15 protein-coding genes are annotated in these 14,966 nt (G+C 71.2%); 2 read left to right on the top strand and 13 right to left on the bottom strand.

Features of this window, described 5'->3' with window-relative positions; all coding sequences use genetic code 11:
* Positions 1-42: 42 nt before the first annotated feature.
* The 9 genes from ACFQVC_RS05595 to ACFQVC_RS05555 form a co-directional block, all read right to left on the bottom strand.
* The gene (locus tag ACFQVC_RS05595; protein ID WP_381827177.1) at positions 43-1,278 is read right to left on the bottom strand and encodes an NAD(P)/FAD-dependent oxidoreductase; all 1,236 of its coding nucleotides are present in this window, start codon (positions 1,276-1,278) and stop codon (positions 43-45) included.
* Between the two features lie 39 nt (positions 1,279-1,317).
* Positions 1,318-1,749, bottom strand: a complete 432-nt coding sequence (locus ACFQVC_RS05590) for an ester cyclase (RefSeq protein WP_381827175.1) — start codon at positions 1,747-1,749, stop codon at positions 1,318-1,320.
* Between the two features lie 36 nt (positions 1,750-1,785).
* Entirely contained in the window at positions 1,786-2,490 is a 705-nt protein-coding gene (locus ACFQVC_RS05585) for an antibiotic biosynthesis monooxygenase family protein (RefSeq protein ID WP_381827173.1), read from the bottom strand.
* Between the two features lie 93 nt (positions 2,491-2,583).
* On the bottom strand, positions 2,584-3,606 hold the full coding sequence (locus ACFQVC_RS05580; RefSeq protein ID WP_381827171.1) for a methyltransferase: 1,023 nt from the start codon (positions 3,604-3,606) through the stop codon (positions 2,584-2,586).
* Positions 3,607-3,680: 74 nt separating this feature from the next.
* A complete protein-coding gene (locus tag ACFQVC_RS05575; RefSeq protein ID WP_381827169.1) occupies positions 3,681-5,882 on the bottom strand; it encodes an aminotransferase class III-fold pyridoxal phosphate-dependent enzyme in 2,202 nt (733 codons plus the stop codon).
* A gap of 4 nt (positions 5,883-5,886) precedes the next feature.
* The gene (locus ACFQVC_RS05570; RefSeq protein ID WP_381827167.1) at positions 5,887-6,087 is read right to left on the bottom strand and encodes a ferredoxin; all 201 of its coding nucleotides are present in this window, start codon (positions 6,085-6,087) and stop codon (positions 5,887-5,889) included.
* Between the two features lie 101 nt (positions 6,088-6,188).
* The gene (locus tag ACFQVC_RS05565) at positions 6,189-7,367 is read right to left on the bottom strand and encodes a cytochrome P450 (RefSeq protein ID WP_381827165.1); all 1,179 of its coding nucleotides are present in this window, start codon (positions 7,365-7,367) and stop codon (positions 6,189-6,191) included.
* 373 nt (positions 7,368-7,740) lie between these two features.
* Positions 7,741-8,535, bottom strand: coding sequence for a maleylpyruvate isomerase N-terminal domain-containing protein (locus tag ACFQVC_RS05560; RefSeq protein WP_381827163.1), 795 nt, complete (start codon positions 8,533-8,535; stop codon positions 7,741-7,743).
* Positions 8,536-8,721: 186 nt separating this feature from the next.
* A complete protein-coding gene (locus tag ACFQVC_RS05555) occupies positions 8,722-9,336 on the bottom strand; it encodes a TetR/AcrR family transcriptional regulator (protein ID WP_381827161.1) in 615 nt (204 codons plus the stop codon).
* Positions 9,337-9,450: 114 nt separating this feature from the next.
* Here ACFQVC_RS05555 and ACFQVC_RS05550 point away from each other — a divergent pair, with 114 nt between their 5' ends.
* Both ACFQVC_RS05550 and ACFQVC_RS05545 read left to right on the top strand, forming a co-directional pair.
* A complete protein-coding gene (locus ACFQVC_RS05550) occupies positions 9,451-9,756 on the top strand; it encodes a hypothetical protein (protein ID WP_381827159.1) in 306 nt (101 codons plus the stop codon).
* 123 nt (positions 9,757-9,879) lie between these two features.
* The gene (locus ACFQVC_RS05545; protein ID WP_381827157.1) at positions 9,880-10,473 is read left to right on the top strand and encodes an NADPH-dependent FMN reductase; all 594 of its coding nucleotides are present in this window, start codon (positions 9,880-9,882) and stop codon (positions 10,471-10,473) included.
* A 173-nt stretch (positions 10,474-10,646) separates the two neighbouring features.
* Here the strand turns inward: ACFQVC_RS05545 and ACFQVC_RS05540 are convergent, their stop codons facing one another.
* From ACFQVC_RS05540 to ACFQVC_RS05525, 4 genes are all read right to left on the bottom strand, one after another.
* Positions 10,647-12,158, bottom strand: coding sequence for an FAD-dependent monooxygenase (locus ACFQVC_RS05540; RefSeq protein ID WP_381827155.1), 1,512 nt, complete (start codon positions 12,156-12,158; stop codon positions 10,647-10,649).
* The gene (locus ACFQVC_RS05535) at positions 12,112-13,668 is read right to left on the bottom strand and encodes an FAD-dependent monooxygenase (protein ID WP_381828220.1); all 1,557 of its coding nucleotides are present in this window, start codon (positions 13,666-13,668) and stop codon (positions 12,112-12,114) included. The genes ACFQVC_RS05540 and ACFQVC_RS05535 overlap by 47 nt, the downstream gene beginning before the upstream one ends.
* A 110-nt stretch (positions 13,669-13,778) precedes the next feature.
* Positions 13,779-14,726 carry an aromatase/cyclase gene (locus ACFQVC_RS05530; protein WP_381827153.1) on the bottom strand — a complete coding sequence of 316 codons (948 nt, stop codon included), beginning with the start codon at positions 14,724-14,726 and terminating at the stop codon, positions 13,779-13,781.
* Between the two features lie 117 nt (positions 14,727-14,843).
* Positions 14,844-14,966 (bottom strand): SDR family oxidoreductase (locus ACFQVC_RS05525; protein WP_381828218.1); only part of this gene is annotated, 123 nt, incomplete at its 5' end.

The raw sequence follows: 14,966 nt of genomic DNA, 5'->3' as shown, positions 1-14,966 counted from the left end.
GTCTCCTGTCAGGCCTCTGTGTGGATGGCCTCGGTGCGGAGGTCAGGCCTCGGTGCGGATGGGCGGCGCGCTCAGAGCGGTGCGGGTCTCGGACCAGGTGGCCCTGCGGGCGATGGCGGTACGCAGCCGGACGACGGCGCGCCGCTGGTTCAGGCCGAGTGCGCCGATCAGGCGCTCGCCGCGCCGGTAGAGCGCGAGGAAGCTGTCGGAGCCCGTGTCGCCCTGGACGACCTCGACCTCGTCCGCGGCGGGATCGCCGACGAACTGGATACGGTGCTTGCCCCAGTCCGACCAGAAGTACGGCACGGTCGAGCAGTCGGCGGCGGCCGCGGGGTCGAGCGCGTTACGGGCCGCGAGCGCGCCCTGTTCGGCGGCGGTCGTCCAGTGTTCGAGCCGGACCGTGCGGTCGAGGGCGGGGTTGAACCAGCGGGCCACATCGCCCGCCGCGTAGACCCCGGGGGCGGTGGTGCGAAGGCGGCGGTCACAGACCACACCGTCGTCGAGCTCGATGCCGGACCCGGCCAGCCAGCCTGTGGCCGGCTCCGCGCCGATGCCGACGACGACCAGGTCGGCGGGCAGGGACGTGCCGTCGGCGAGGCGCACCGACGTGACCCGCCCGGTGCCCTCGAGCGCCTCGACCCGGACTCCGCAGCGCAGTTCGATCCCGCTGCGGCCGAGCAAGGCGCCGAGCGCCCCGCCCATCTCGCCGCCCACAGCGCGCACCAGCGGTGTCGGCGCGGCTTCGAGCACGGTGACGTCGAGCCCCGACTCCTGTGCGGTGAAGGCGACTTCGGCCCCCACGAAGCCGGCGCCGATCACCACGAGCCGGGCCCCGGGCACGAGCGCGGCTCGGATCTGCCGCGCGTCGTCGAGGGTGCGCAGGGTGTGCACACCGCCGAGGCCCGCCGAGCCCGGCAGCGTTCGTGCCCGGGCCCCGGTGGCGAGTACGGCGGCGGTGTAGGCGAGCTCTTCGCCGCCGACGGTGACCGTTCTTGCGCCGGTGTCGAGTGCGGTCGCCGGGGCGCCCAGGCGCAGGTCGACGTCGAGTTCGGAGCGCAGTGAGTCCGCGCCGCGGAACGTGGGAGCCGGTTCGCCGTCGTCCGCGCGCAGGAACTCCTTCGACAGCGGCGGCCGGTTGTAGGGCGGATGCGGTTCCGCGCCCACGAGGGTGACGGCGCCGTCGAACCCGGCCTGCCGCGCCGCTTCGACGGCGCGAAGCCCGGCGACATTGGCCCCGACGACCACGAGGCGGCCGCGGTGGGCGCTGCGGCTGTGCACGGATGCGGTCCTTCCGGTTCGGTGTTCAGGGTTCGGTGCTCAGTGCTGCGGTTCGGGCACGAGGCCGAGCTGGGTGAGAATCCCGAAGTCGTCGATGAGGCCCCAGCGTTCGACGGCCTGTCCGGCGGCGAACCGGAAGATCTCCACTCCGCTGACCTCGAAGTGCCGCCCTGTGGGTGCGATGCCGTTGAACTCGCCGCCGTGGGTTCCCGACACGGTGAACGCCATCGACACATGCTCCTCGTCGGCGGAGATGTGCCGGGGCACGAGCCGCAGATCGGGGAAGCCCGCGGTGAGCGCGCCGAAGAACTCCAGGAGTCCCTGCCGGCCGGGGCCCTGCCCCGGGGCGAGGTCGTGGTCGACGGCGTCCTCGGCGAACAGCACCCGCACACCGCCTTGTGCGTCACCGGAGTTGATGAGTTCCACCGCCCGCTTCAGGACGGCGAGATGGTCCTCACGTGTGTGTGACATGTCTTCTCCTCGGTCGTTCCGGCCGGCCTTCCGGCTCTAGCGGGCGCTGGGCGCGGGCTGTGCCGAGCGGCTGTGCACGACGCGGTAGGTGTTGGCGCGCCGGGCCGTCACGAGCTTGTCCACGGCGGCCCGCATCTCCTGCTGATCGGCGGGGCGCTCCGTCTCGGGCATGTGGTGGTAGGCGTCGTACGCCGCTTCGCTCGCCCACTGGGCGTAGAGGATGATGAAGGTGCCGTCGATGCCGCGGCAGATGCAGTGCGAGCGGTAGCCGGGCACGGTCGGCAGCCAGTCGTCGCGGCGGCCCAGGAGATCCACCAGGGCCTGCTGGTCCTGCGGAGCGCACTCCATGACGATGATGACCGTCCAGTCGTCACGCTCCGGAGAGATCTCGATCCGGTCGAGGTCCGGGTGGTGCTGGGAGAAGACCACCTCGGTCTTGAGCAGGTTGACGGAGGTCGAGATCTCCTGGAACAGCGGCACCGTCTCGTTCTTGTAGTCCTGGCCCGCGTAGCGGTTCTCCAGGTCCTCCAGGCTGCGCCACTGGATGTAGTTGGCGGTGCCGAGGGCGGCCTGTCCCGCGTGCAGCGTCGAGGACAGCCAGCCGGTGAAGTCACGGCCGCCGTTGCCGTTGTCGATGATCTTCTGCATCTCTTCGAGGAGCCGGTCGTGGTGCTCCTCGCTGTCCGTCGTGAACATGTTGAACACGGTCAGATATCCGTCGTGGGCCTTGATGAGCGGCATGGTCGTCCTCGTTTCACTGTGGCTGGCTGTGGCGGGTGTGGCCTCGGCGTCAGGCGCGGACGGCTTCGACGTCAGGCGCGGACGGCCTCGGCGTCAGGCGCGGACGGCTTCGACGACGCTGCACAGGCCGCCGTCGACGACCCGGGAGAGCTTCAGTCCCGCCTGCTGGAACAGTGCGTCGAACTGCGCCGCGGAACGCTGGTGACCACCGCTCAGGACCAGCATGTCCAGGTCCATCAGCTTGATGGCGGGCGCGGGTTCGGCGCCGTCCGGGAGCACCGCCTCGATCAGCAGGACCCGGCCGCCGGGCGCCATGGCGCGCTCGATGTTGGCCAGGATCTGCACCGACGGCGCGTCGTCCCAGTCGTGGATGATGTTCGACAGTACGTAGGCGTCGGCGCCGTCCGGCACGGCCGCGAAGAAGTCTCCGCTCTCCATCTCCACGCGGTCGCGCACCCCGGCCGCGTCGAACACACTCCCCGCCCCTTCGATCACCTCGGGGCGGTCGAAGAGCACACCGCGGATGCCCGGGTTGGCGCCGAGGATCTGCGAGAGCAGCGTGCCGTGACCGCCGCCCGCGTCGACGAGCCGGCCGAAGGAGGTGAAGTCGTAGGCGGCGACGGCCTGTCCGATCACCTGGCGCGACAGCTCGGTCATGGCGTCGTCGAACACCGAGGCCGTGTCGGGGTGGTTGTTGAAGTGGTCCCAGATCTCCGTGCCGTGCACCTTGGCGAAGGCGGGCTCACCGGTGCGCACCGTGTCGGCGAGCCCCGACCAGGTCCAGCGGTCGGCCGGCTTTCCGACCCAACGGGCGAAGTTGCGCAGGGAGTTGGGGGCGTCACTGCGCAGCGCGTCGCCGAGCTCGGTGGCCGCGAAGACCCGCCCTTCCTCCTCACGGAAGAGCCCGAAGTCGGCGCAGGCGCGCAGCAGCCGGTACAGCGTGGGGGCGTCGGCGTCGAGCGCGTCGGCGAGATCGGTCACCGAGCGCGGGCCGTCGGCCAGGTGGTCGGCGACGCCGAGTTCGGCGGCGGCGCTGACGGCCGCGGCCATCCAGCCCGCCATGGACAGCTTCAGTATCTGCATCGGGGGCGGCACGTCGCTGGTCTCAGTGAACATGGTCGGCACTTCCTTCTCGTGGGAGCGGGGGCGGGCGTAGCAGCAGCGAGCGGCAAACGGTGCGCGGTGAACGGTCAGGAATGCGCCGGCTGCGCGGGCGCCTTTGCCGCGTTCCGCACCTGCGGGCGGGCCGCCCGGCCGATGAGGAGCCGGCTCAGACGCGGCAGCTTGTCGTGCAGCAGCCGCCCGATCGCGTAGCGGTAGATCATCAGCGGGGTGATGCCCCGGGTGCCGGTGCGCAGGCGGTCGGCGAGTTCGCGCAGGTCGTCGCGGTCCGCGGCCACCCGGTGCCGGATGGCGAGCAGCGGCATGTACACCCCGCAGCGCTGGTGGATCAGGTCCGACAGGGCGAGGGTCAGCAGGGTGCCGGGCCCGGAGCCGTGCGGGAACGACAGGAGGCGGTGCCCCATCGTGAGTTTCAGATGGGCGTGCGTACCCGACACCCCGCCCAGGACCTTCGAGGTACGGCAGAGCCGCTCCAGGGAGGCCTTCAACTCGGCGTAGGCGGCGAGCTGTTCGGCACGTACGGGCTCCTGGTCCACGGCCTCGACGGCGTGCAGCGAGATATGTGCACCGAGGTTGTGGCGGAACTCGGTGCGCAGCCTGGCGACGTGTGCGGGGTCCCGCTCCTCGGCCCTGGCGAGTACCTCGTCGGAGACCATGACGGCCGCGGCGGGCAGGGTCATGTCGCTGATGGTCTTGCCGAGCGTCACGATGTCGGCGCGGCGCAGCACGTCCTGGTGGGCGAGGTAGTGCTCGCCGGTGCGCCAGCCGCCGGTCAGGACCTCGTCCACACCGACGAGATAGCCGTACTCATCGCGGTGTTCGTCGATGGCGCGCACAAGCTCCGCGGGCAGCGGCCTGCAGGCGGCGCCCTGCACCAGCTCGAACCAGACGAGCGCGACGTCCCCGGTACGCAGGAGCGTGCGCAGCCGGTCCACCGCGTCGGGGGCGAACGGATCGACGTAGGCGAGATGCGCGTAGTACGGACGGAACGCGTCCTCGTCGGACTCGGTCTTCTGCGGGCCGTGCTTGCTCAGGTTGAGCGAGAAGAGGGTCTTGCCGCCGTAGTTGCCGGAGAAGGTGACGACGGTCCGCCGCTTCGGGGTGGCGAGCGCGGCCAGGGTGACGGCGGTGTGGTTGGCGACGGCGCCGCTCACCGAGGGGAACGCGTGCGGCAGGCCGGTGAGTTGGGAGAGCTTGTGCTCCAGGTCGGCGAAGTAGTCGTGCCCGGGGTCGTGCCGCCGCAGGACGTCGGGCACCAGGTCGGGCGGGTTGTGACCGCGCAGGTTGCTGCCGAAGCCGCCGGCGCAGTCGATGACGTCCCGGCCGTCGCGGGTGGTGAGGCGGCCGCCCGCGGCGCGCACGGCGTCGATGTTGAGGTGGAAGACCTGGGCCATGCCGGCGATATCGGGGTTGATGTGCCGCCCCCAGTACGCGACGGCCGTCTGCGGGTCGGCGTCGATGGCGCGCAGCACCTCGCGGTGCGCCTCGGTGACATGGCCCGTGCGCTCCAGGGCGTCGCGCACCGCGGAGGCGCACAGTGCGTTGCCGCCGTAGGTCGAGGTGTGGGCGAAGCAGTCGACCCTGTTGTGCCACACCTGGTGTGCGGCGGGTGACATGGTCAGGGCGCCGAACGGCAGTTGGCGCTCGGCGAGGCTCTCACCGAAGACCATGACGTCGGCGCCGATGGGATTGGTGAAGATCTCGGGGTCGGTCAGTTCGAGCTCGGTGGCGGACAGCACCACCAGGCCGCCCCGCTCGTGGCACTCGCGCGTCAGGTCGAGCAGCGTCGTGTCCCCCAGGTCGGTGTGGCGTTCACGGACGACGACCACGGCCTCCCAGGCGACGGAAGGGTGCCGGTGCGCGGCCTCCTTCGCCGAGGGCACGGCGAGCACATGCGGGATCAGGGCGTCTTCGCTGCCCGCCCCCGCCGGGTCCATGAACTCCTGGTACGTGCCGTGCTCGTCGATGAGCAGCACCCAGCCGCCCTCGTCGCGGCCGGCGCGGACGGCGGAGTGCCGGGCCAGCTTGATGGCGCCCGACAGGGCTTCGAGGCCCGAGCTGAGCAGATAGCTGACCCGGGGTTCTTCCGGGCCGACGGGCACGAGTCCGCTGAGCAGGTGCCCGAGCCCGGCGGCCGCGGCGTTCACGTAGTTGCTCGCCATCAGGAAGGTGCACCGCTGGTCCTGGTTGTACGCGGTGAGCAGGGCGAGGGTGTCCGGCGAGACCGGCCGGAACACGGACCGCGCGGGCTTGGTCCTGGTTTTCTCCATGGGCTCAGTTCTCCATCCGCAGTGCGGCCACGGGGCAGATGGCCACCGACTGCGCCGCCGGGTCGTGCTGGTCGGCCGGGAGGTCGGCGTTCTCTTCGAGGAGCAGCACCAGGTCGCCCTGGTCGTCGAGTTGGAGGAGGTCGGGGGCGACCGCCTCACACACCCCGTGTCCCTCGCATCGCTCTCGGTCAACGGTCAGCCTCATCGTGGGCCCCCTCTGGGTGTCGTGCCGGTGTCGTGCCGGGTGTCGTGGCGAAAGTCGTCGGACGTGCGGCGCCACCGGACGTGTGGCGCGGACGTACGTCGTCAGACGTGCAGCGTGGTCGGCAGGGACTCGATGCCGCGGATGGTGTTGTGGCGGCGCCAGACCGGCTCGTCGACCTCGATGTGCTCGACGCGCAGGGCGAGTTCCGTGAGCAGGGCGTGCGCCTCCATGCGAGCCAGGCCCTGGCCCACGCAGCCGTGCAGCCCGTGGCCGAAGGCGAGATGCGCGGCGACGTTGGGGCGGGCGATGTCAAAGGCGTCCGGGTTCTCCCAGAAGCGTTCGTCGCGGTTGGCCGAGGCGTAGAGCAGGAACACCCGTGAGCCGGCCGGGAGTTCCACGCCGCCGAGGTCGCGGTCCCGGGTCGTCAGGCGGCAGAAGCCCCGTGCGGGCGTCTCGTAGCGGACGATCTCGTTGAAGGCGTTCGGGATGAGCGTGTGGTCCTCGCGGATCCGCCGCCACTGCTCGGGGTGGGTGCCGAGCAGCCAGACGGCGGCGGACAGCGCGCTGACCGTGGTGTCGAGTGAGGGGACCAGGAAGTCGCCGAGCAGCGTCGGCAGCCGGTCCTTCGGCAGCTCACCGGCGTCGACCGCCGCCACCAGGTTGGCGCCCCAGCTGTCCGGGCGCAGATCACGTGAGGACGCGAGTTCGCCCAGGAACTCCCACAGGCCCTTGAGGACCGGCATCCCGGCGAGTGTCCGCTCGTTCATGGGGCCCAGGGCGTTGAAGCCGGCCGCGGCCCACTCCAGGAGGTTGTCGCGCTCCGCGTCCGGCCAGCCGAGCAGATCGGGCACCAGGCCCACGGGGAAGGCCTGCGCGAAGTCGGTGACGGCGTCGAAGCTGCCGCGCTCGACGAGCTGGTCCACGAGGACCGCGGCCCGTTGCCGTACGTACTCCTGGTGTCCGCGCAGCGCCTTCGGTGTCAGCTGGCGGCCGAGGACCCGGCGGATCCGGTCGTGCTCGGGCGGGTCGCTGGCGATGGTGCCGCCCGCCATGACCTGGTTGAGTTCCTCGCTCAGGCCGACGCCGGACGCGGACGAGAAGGAGTCGTGGTCGTGCAGCGCCTCGTACACCTCGCGGTAACGCGGCACCGCCCAGGCGTTGTAGGCCTCCATCCGGACGGCGGGCCCGATGCCGCGCAGCGTCCGGTAGTTCTCGTACGGGGCGAGCACGGACTCATCCGTATAGAGATCCATATCGGTTGCGAGCGTTGTCACCGTCACGGCAGGCAGCCTTTCTCGTCGGGGCTTTGCTGAGGGCTTTCCACGGCACGCGAAAAACACGGAATTCTTCCGGGCTGCCCGAACACAGGAGGGGGACGCCTTGCATCGAAGCCAACTGCGCCTGCGTTTCTCGGGTTCTGCGCTCTCTCGGTTCCTGTGTTTCTCGGGATTCGGCAGCGCACTGCACTGGAAATGCCCTGCCATTCTTGGGCGGGCCGCATACGGGGGTCAAGAAGCGCTGTTACAGGTCTTCGCAAACTTGTGTGGTGCCGATGTCAACTCAGCGCAGGGCGCGGTCTGTACGGGCCGCACCGGGATGCGGCCCGTACCCGCGGCGTCGGCATCCCGACGCAGGCCCCGGGCGTCCGCGGCCTCAGAACCCCGGGAAGACCAGGCGCAGTTCGTCGAGGGTGAGGCCGCCGCCGGTGAGCCGGGTGCCGGCCGGGGTGTACCGCTCGGCGAGCCGTCCGACCGCGAGGCGGAGCGCGGCCTCGGCGGGAATCTCCAGTACGGCGTCGGGGTCCGCGGGCGCCTCGGTGAGCGCGACGCCATCGCCGAGCTCAAGGCCCGGCGAGAGGTCCGGGCGTTCGGCGCGCACGGCGAGGCGGAGCCGCCGGTCACCGAGCGGTGTCGTGTCGCCGAGGAAGCCGATCAGCATGCCGAGGGGCTCGAAGAGGTGCGCCACCGCCGTGGGGGCGAGGACCGCCGCGGGATCGAAGGCCGCCTCGATGTCCCAGGTGTGGTACGTGAATTCACCCAGACGAAGGGCCGCGAAGGCGGCGATGTCGAGCGGCTGCGGCAGGAACCCGAGATCCACGGTGAGTTCGGCCCGTGCCGTCTCGTCGAGCTCTTCGAACCGCGCGACCAGCGCCTCGTTCGCCCCCGGGAAGCTCTCCGCCTGCTCCGGCGCGGACATCGCGTCCCAGCCGGCCCACACCTTCTCGTTGAACTCCGCGCCGGGCGCACCGGATCCGGCCCGTGCGGCGTCGAGGGTGGCGAGACCGATCTCGGCGCTGCTGCCCAGGTGGCTCAGCACCTGGGCGACGGTCCACTCGTCGGCGGCGGACATCCGTTCCAGGTCCTGCGGCGCCAACCGCGCCACGTAAGAGGTGAGTTGCTCATGACCGGCGCGCAGCGCCTCGATCGGCCCATCGGCTCGGCTGCCCATCTGTTACCTCCAGAAATAAGTGCTGTGTCGTGCCGGCCGCCATGCTCTGACGGAATTTGACATTGATCTGACGGGCCGGCCGTTGAAATCCGGCTGCCCGGCCGAGAGGCTGGACCACAAGGCCGCGATTCGGCCGGATTCGCCGAATTCCCGGTGACAGGAAGGCACACCATGAATTCGGCCGGCTCAGGCGCACAGCGTGCGCTCCGCGGTCGTCACCAGGGTGTCGGCGACCTGCTCCACGGCCTGGCCACGACCGGTGTACAGCAGGTCGAAGCTGTCGAAGCCGGTCAGCAGCCACAGCAGGTCCGCGGCCTGCTCGGCCCCGCTGTCCGGGCGCAGCAGTCCCTGCTCGGCGAGGCGCTCCGCGAGGTGTGTCATGCCGGCCTCCCTGCCCTGCTCCAGGCGCTGGATGGCGCCGCCGACGGCGGCGGCGTCCAGGAGCGCCATCGAGTGCAGGGCGCGCAGCACGTCCCGGTGGGCGGCATACATCTCGACCACGCCGCGGATGCATCCGCGCAGGCCCTGCCGGGCGTCGGGATGGTCCGCGATCTCGATCATCGACTCGAAGCCGCCGCGCTGCAGGAGGTCGGCACCGACCTCGTCGAACAGGCCGGCGCGGGAGCCGAAGACCAGATACACGGTGGGGCGCGCCACCCCTGCCGCCTGGGCGATGGCGTCGATGCTGACCGGCTTCGACGGGGCCTTGCGCAGCTGCTCGCAGACCGCGTCGAGGATGCGCCGCCGGGTGGCCTGGGCCGACTCCGCGCGCAGTCGCTGCTCGTACTTACGGGTTGCCATGAGCCCACCATAGTTCACTTGACAGAGTGTTTTCCAGAAGACAGAGTGTTTTTCGAAATTGGTTCGTAAGCCGGTGACGACGCCCCGGCCTGCGGCGGAGGGAGAGGGAGAAGAGTGGCCTCGCAACAAGTGATGATCCGCTGGAAGGTCCGCCCCGATGCGCTGGAGCGGCACCAGGAGCTGCTCCAGACCGTCTACGAGGAGCTGAAGTCGATCCGGCCCGAGGTCCCGCGGTACGACACGTACCAGCTGGAGGACAAGGTCACCTTCGTGTCGTTCGTGGAGCTGATCGACGGTCCTGGCGTGCTCGGCGGCCTGCCGGCCTTCGGGCGCTACCGCGGAGAGCTCGACGCGATGTGCGACGAGGCCCCGTCGGTCACCCCGCTGCACTGCGTCGGCGAGTACGCCGCGCAGCTGTGACCTCGCGCCCCACCGCCGCACCGGGCACAGCCCCGCACCAGGCAGTGGCCCCGTACCAAGCACCAGCCCTGTACCGCGTATTCGCCCCGTACACAGCATCCGTTCCGGAGAGGCAGAATCACCATGGCTTCAGCGCTCGAGCAGAACCCCCTCAAGGTCGCGATCATCGTCGGCGCCACCCGTCCCGGCCGTAAGGCCGACACCGTGGCCGACTGGGTCCGCGGTATCGCCGCGGGACGTGACGAGGCGGTCTTCGAGATCGTGGACATCGCCGACTTCGCCCTGCCGCACTTCGACGAGGCCATGCCGCCCCTCTACGGCCAGTACGCCAACCCGCACACCCTCAAGTGGGCGGAGAAGATCGGCTCGTTCGACGCCTTCGTCTTCGTGACCCCCGAGTACAACGCCTCGATCCCGGGCGTACTCAAGAACGCCATCGACTACCTCGCCGCCGAGTGGAACGACAAGCCCGCCGGCTTCGTCGGCTACGGCATGGAGGGCGGCGTGCGCGCGGTCGGGCACCTGCGGGTGATCCTGGAGGACCTGAAGGTCACCTCCGTGCAGCCCGCCGTGGAGCTGACCCTGCCGGTGGACTTCGAGGACTTCACCGTGTTCAAGCCCAGCGAGGGCAAGGACAAGCAGGTCCTCGCCATGCTCGACGCGCTCGTGACCGAGGCCCGGCGCCCGAAGGCCGACGCGGAGGCGGAGGCCGCCTGAGGCCGTCCCCTTGCGTAGCGGCAGACGCACCGGGGCCCGGCCCGCCACAACTGGCGGGCCGGGCCTCCTTCGCGCGGTCGGCGTGGTCGGCATGACCGGCGTGGCCGGGGAGCCGCCCACGCGTAACGCCCCGCACACGAGGTACGGGGCGTCAGGCGCGGGCGCGGCGTCCGTCAGGCGACGTCAGGGGTGCCGAACCAGCAGTGCAGCGCGTCCGGCAGCTCACCGGCATCCGACGCGGTCCACACGACATGGCCGTCGGGCCGTACGAGAACGGCGGCCGCACCGGCGAAGGGCGCCGCGTTCTCCGCGGTGGCGGTCACCGTCGTGACCCGGTCCTTCCAGGGCGCCGCCGTCTCCCGCACACCGGCGTCGTCGGCCAGGTCGAGCAGTACGCCCTGCGCGCTGTGCAGCAGTTCCGTCGTACTGCTGCGACCCGCGACGCCGTGCAGGACGTGGTGGCCGATCCGGGCGCCGAGCAGCGGATGGCCGCCATCGCCGACGTCGTAGCGGATGTCGAGGTGGCTCACCGCGCCCGCGAGATGCCGCTTGACGTCGTCGTGGGCGAGGAGTTCGGCGAACAGGGCGCGCAGCGGATCGGCCTCGGCGCCACCGAGGAACACCGCGCCCTGGGCCCGGGTGTTCATCAGGAGCCGCGCGCCCACCGGGTGGCGCTCGCCGTGATACGTGTCCAGGAGACCCGCGGGCGCCCGGTCCTGCACCGCGGCGGCCAGCTTCCAGCCCAGGTTGACCGCGTCCTGCACCCCGGTGCTCAGGCCCTGTCCGCCGGCCGGCAGATGGATGTGCGCCGCGTCCCCGGCGAGCAGGACCCGGCCGCGGCGGTACTCCGTGGCCTGACGGGTGGCGTCGGTGAACGAGCTGACCCAGTCCGCGCCGCCGCCGCTGATGTCCTCGCCGGTGAGCCGCTGCCAGGCGGCCGCGACCTCGGCGAAATCGGGGCTCTCGCTGCGGTCCGGCGGCGGGGCGCCGTGCTCGCACACGATGATGCGGTCCACACCTTCGGCCAGCGGTGCGGCCATCACCATGCCGCCGGGCAGCCGCTCCCCCAGGAACCTCGGCTTCAGGCCGCAGCCGACGACATCGGCGAGATACATCCCGCGGGTCGCGTCCGTGCCGGGGAAGTCGAAGCCCGCCGCCTTGCGCACCGGGCTGTGGCCGCCGTCGCAGCCGACCAGATACGCGGCCCTCAACTCCCGTACGCCCTGCGGTGTTCCGACGGTGACCGTCACACCACCGGAGTCCTGGGCGAGCTCCAGGAACTCCCAGCCGCGCCGGATGTCCGCGCCCATGGAGGCCGCCCACTGTTCGAGCACGGCCTCCGTCTGCGACTGCGGAATGCCACGGGCACCGAAGTGGGCGCCCTCCAGGACGGTGTAGTCGAACTGGATACCGCCGAAGTGCCCCATCGGGCTGGTCTCCAGGCCGCCGAAGCGCGGCAGCAGACCCCGCTGGTCGAACACCTCCATGGCCCGTGCGGTGAAGCCGAGTCCGCGCGACTGCCCGGTGGGCTCGGCGAGACGTTCGGCCACGATCACACGGGCACCGGCGAGGCGCAGCTCACCGGCGAGCATCAGGCCCGTGGGGCCCGCGCCGACGATCACGACATCCGCGTCGAAGTCACCTTCCCTCTGTGTCCCCGTATCCCTCTGCGACTCCGTGTCCATGCCTGTCTCCGTCCTCTGTCTGGTGATGGGTCCGCCGGTCCGGTGCGCCGAACCAGCGGCGCAGCGCACCGGGGAACGGGGCATCCGCGGCGCCGGCGCACACGATGTGTCCGTCCGGGCGTACGAGTACGGCCTCGACTCCGCGCAGAGGCCCCTGGAGGACCGGCTCGGCCGCCACGGTGTCGACCCGGCCGGCCCACGGTGCGGCCAGGGAGCGCAGCCGTGCGTCGCCGCCCTCGGTGCCGGTCAGGTCCAGGAGCAGGCCGCGCCCGGTGCGCAGCAACTCGGCTGTGCTGCACGCCTGTTGAGCGGTTGTCAGCGGTACGAGTGGCAGCCGGAGCCCGAGCAGCGGGTGCCTCCCGGTCTCCGGATCGGCCCCACCGTGGGCCTCGCCGTGCGCCTCGCCGTCGGTACGGCCGTCGCCGACGTCGTAGCGGATATCGAGCCCGGAGATCATCCCGGCCAGTTCCGTACGGGTCTGCTCATGGGCGATCAGATCGGCGAACACCTCGCGCAGCGGCTCCACTTCGGGGCCGCCGAGCAGCAGAGCCGCCTGGGCGCCGATGTTGCCGAGCACACGGCGGCCCACGGCGTGCCGTTCGTCGTGGTAGCTGTCGAGCAGCCCTTCGGGGGCGCCGCCCCTGACGGTCGCGGCCAGCTTCCAGCCGAGGTTGACCGCGTCCTGGAGGCCGAGGTTGAGGGCCTGCCCGCCGATGGGCATCTGCTGGTGGGCGGCGTCACCGGCGTACAGGACACGTCCGTTCCGGTAGTGCGTGAGCTGCCGGGAGGCATCGCCGAAGGCGTTCACCCACAGCGGGGTGCCGTGGCTGATGTCCTCGCCGGTGACGCGTTTCCAGGCGTCGACGACCTCGTCGAATCCGGGTCCTTCGGCGCGGGGGCGGGCCCCGCTTCCGAAGGCGTGCACCATGACGCGTGTGACGCCGTCGCCGCGCCGGGCGGCGATGGCAAGGCCGTCCGGGAGGCGCTCGAAGCGCCGGTCGCGGATCCCGATGCCGGCGACATCGGCCCGCAGCAGTTCCCGTCGCGCGTCGCGGCCGGGGAACTCCGCCCCGGTGAGGCGGCGCAGGGTGCTGTCCTCACCGTCGCAGCCGACTACGTACCGGCTGCGGATGCGCACCGGCCCCCTCGGGCCCGCCACCTCGGTCACCACCTCGTCGGCGGTGACACTGACGGCGCGCAGCTCGTGCTCGCGGCGCAGATCCGCGCCCAGCGTGCGGGCCCGCTCCTGCAGCAGTTGCTCGGTGCGGGTCTGCGGCACCTTCCACTGGCCGGGGTAGGGCCCGGGCAGGGTGAGGTCGAGGGGGATGCCGCCGAAGTGGCCGCGGGGCTCGTCCGGCGGGGTGCCGAGGGCCGCGAGCAGCCCCCGGCAGTCCAGGATCTCCATGGTGCGGGCGTGCAGCGTGGACGCCCGCGACTCCGCCGTCGGGGCGCCGCGCCGGTCCACGACCACCACGTCCGCGCCACCGATGCGGAGTTCACCGGCGAGCATGAGCCCGACGGGCCCCGCCCCCACGACCACGACCTGAGTGTCCAGGCGCTGCACGGCACCGGTGTCCCAGCGCTGCACGGCACCGGTGTCCAGGCTCTCCGCCGCCATGGTCAGCGCCGGTTCTCGGCGTAGCTCTTGGCGTGGCCGAGCGTGGCGCGGCTGTTGGTGCTCAGGGCGCCGCGCACATACTCCTTGGCGTCGGCCACGGTCGTGTCGGCGCCGAGCACCTTCGCGATGTTCGCCGTGTTGAGCACGACGGTGTGCTGCGAGGAGGCCGCCACGGAGTCCGCGCCGGTCTCCTCGAAGGTCCAGTAACCGGTGTGCAGGGTCATCAGGGCGGGCAGCGTGACCTGCTTGTACGCGATCTTCTGGTGCGGGAAGGTCACACGGTACGACTTCGTGGTGTGCGTCGAGCCGTCCTTGGCCCGGGTGTCCATCTGCAGGGTCTGCAGCCCCGGGGTGCCCTCCTCGAGGCGGACCTCGGCCACATGCGGCAGCCGCTCCTGCCACAGGTCCGCGCGGTCGATGAAGTCGTAGAGGTCCTTGGCCGCACCCTCGACGTGCACCGTGTCCTCGAAGGAGAACGTCAACTCCTCCGAGGCATGGGCCAGTTCGACGTTCTGCTTCAGGGCCGCGAGCTCGGAACGGGAGTTGCGGTCCACCGCCTCGTCGATCCACTTGAGGCTCTCCGGGTCGTCGTCGACGGCGCGGTAGTCGTGCAGCAGCCGCAGCCTCGACCCACCGTCCGACAGGGGCTCGATCACCCAGGCTCCGCCCATGGACGCGACGGGCGGCGCCGACACCTCCTGGCGGAAGTCGATCCGCAGGCCCTCGGGGTCGAGAACGCGGCGCGACGTCCAGTTCTTGGCCTCGCCGTTGGCGGTGGCCCAGATGCGTATCCGCTCCTCGTTGCCGCTCTGCTCGACCTGGTCGACATAGATGGTGGGCGGAAAGATCCGCGGCCAGTTCACCACGTCGGCGATCAGCCGGTAGACGGCGGTGGCGGGGGCCGCGACGGTGATCTCGTGCTCCACCTCGCGCGGGCCGTGCTGCAGCATGCTTCTTCTCCTGCTCAGTCGGGGACGGCTGTCTCTCTCAGCTGTCGCTTCCAGCTGTCTCTTTCAGCCTCAGCTGTCGCTTCCAGCTGTCTCTTTCAGCTCGCGGCAGGGCCCGGCTCAGAAGTTGCCGAGGCCGCCGCAGACGTTGAGCGCCTGCGCGGTGATGGACGCGGCGGTGTCGGACGCCAGGTAGCCGACCAGGCCGGCCACTTCCTCGGGGGTCGAGTAGCGGCCGAGCGG

This window comes from Streptomyces monticola (assembly GCF_042665355.1).
GTDB lineage: Bacteria > Actinomycetota > Actinomycetes > Streptomycetales > Streptomycetaceae > Streptomyces > Streptomyces monticola.
This window is presented reverse-complemented; position numbering and strand designations above follow the sequence as displayed.

Bases quoted from the DNA above. Each gene is read 5' to 3' on its own strand.
- ACFQVC_RS05555 (WP_381827161.1), bottom strand. From the start codon at position 9,336: ATGGCAACCCGTAAGTACGAGCAGCGACTGCGCGCGGAGTCGGCCCAG.
- ACFQVC_RS05575 (WP_381827169.1), bottom strand. From the start codon at position 5,882: ATGGAGAAAACCAGGACCAAGCCCGCGCGGTCCGTGTTCCGGCCGGTC.
- ACFQVC_RS05560 (WP_381827163.1), bottom strand. From the start codon at position 8,535: ATGGGCAGCCGAGCCGATGGGCCGATCGAGGCGCTGCGCGCCGGTCAT.
- ACFQVC_RS05590 (WP_381827175.1), bottom strand. From the start codon at position 1,749: ATGTCACACACACGTGAGGACCATCTCGCCGTCCTGAAGCGGGCGGTG.
- ACFQVC_RS05535 (WP_381828220.1), bottom strand. From the start codon at position 13,668: ATGCTCGCCGGTGAACTCCGCATCGGTGGCGCGGACGTGGTGGTCGTG.
- ACFQVC_RS05545 (WP_381827157.1), top strand. From the start codon at position 9,880: ATGGCTTCAGCGCTCGAGCAGAACCCCCTCAAGGTCGCGATCATCGTC.
- ACFQVC_RS05585 (WP_381827173.1), bottom strand. From the start codon at position 2,490: ATGCCGCTCATCAAGGCCCACGACGGATATCTGACCGTGTTCAACATG.
- ACFQVC_RS05580 (WP_381827171.1), bottom strand. From the start codon at position 3,606: ATGTTCACTGAGACCAGCGACGTGCCGCCCCCGATGCAGATACTGAAG.
- ACFQVC_RS05530 (WP_381827153.1), bottom strand. From the start codon at position 14,726: ATGCTGCAGCACGGCCCGCGCGAGGTGGAGCACGAGATCACCGTCGCG.
- ACFQVC_RS05570 (WP_381827167.1), bottom strand. From the start codon at position 6,087: ATGAGGCTGACCGTTGACCGAGAGCGATGCGAGGGACACGGGGTGTGT.
- ACFQVC_RS05540 (WP_381827155.1), bottom strand. From the start codon at position 12,158: ATGGACACGGAGTCGCAGAGGGATACGGGGACACAGAGGGAAGGTGAC.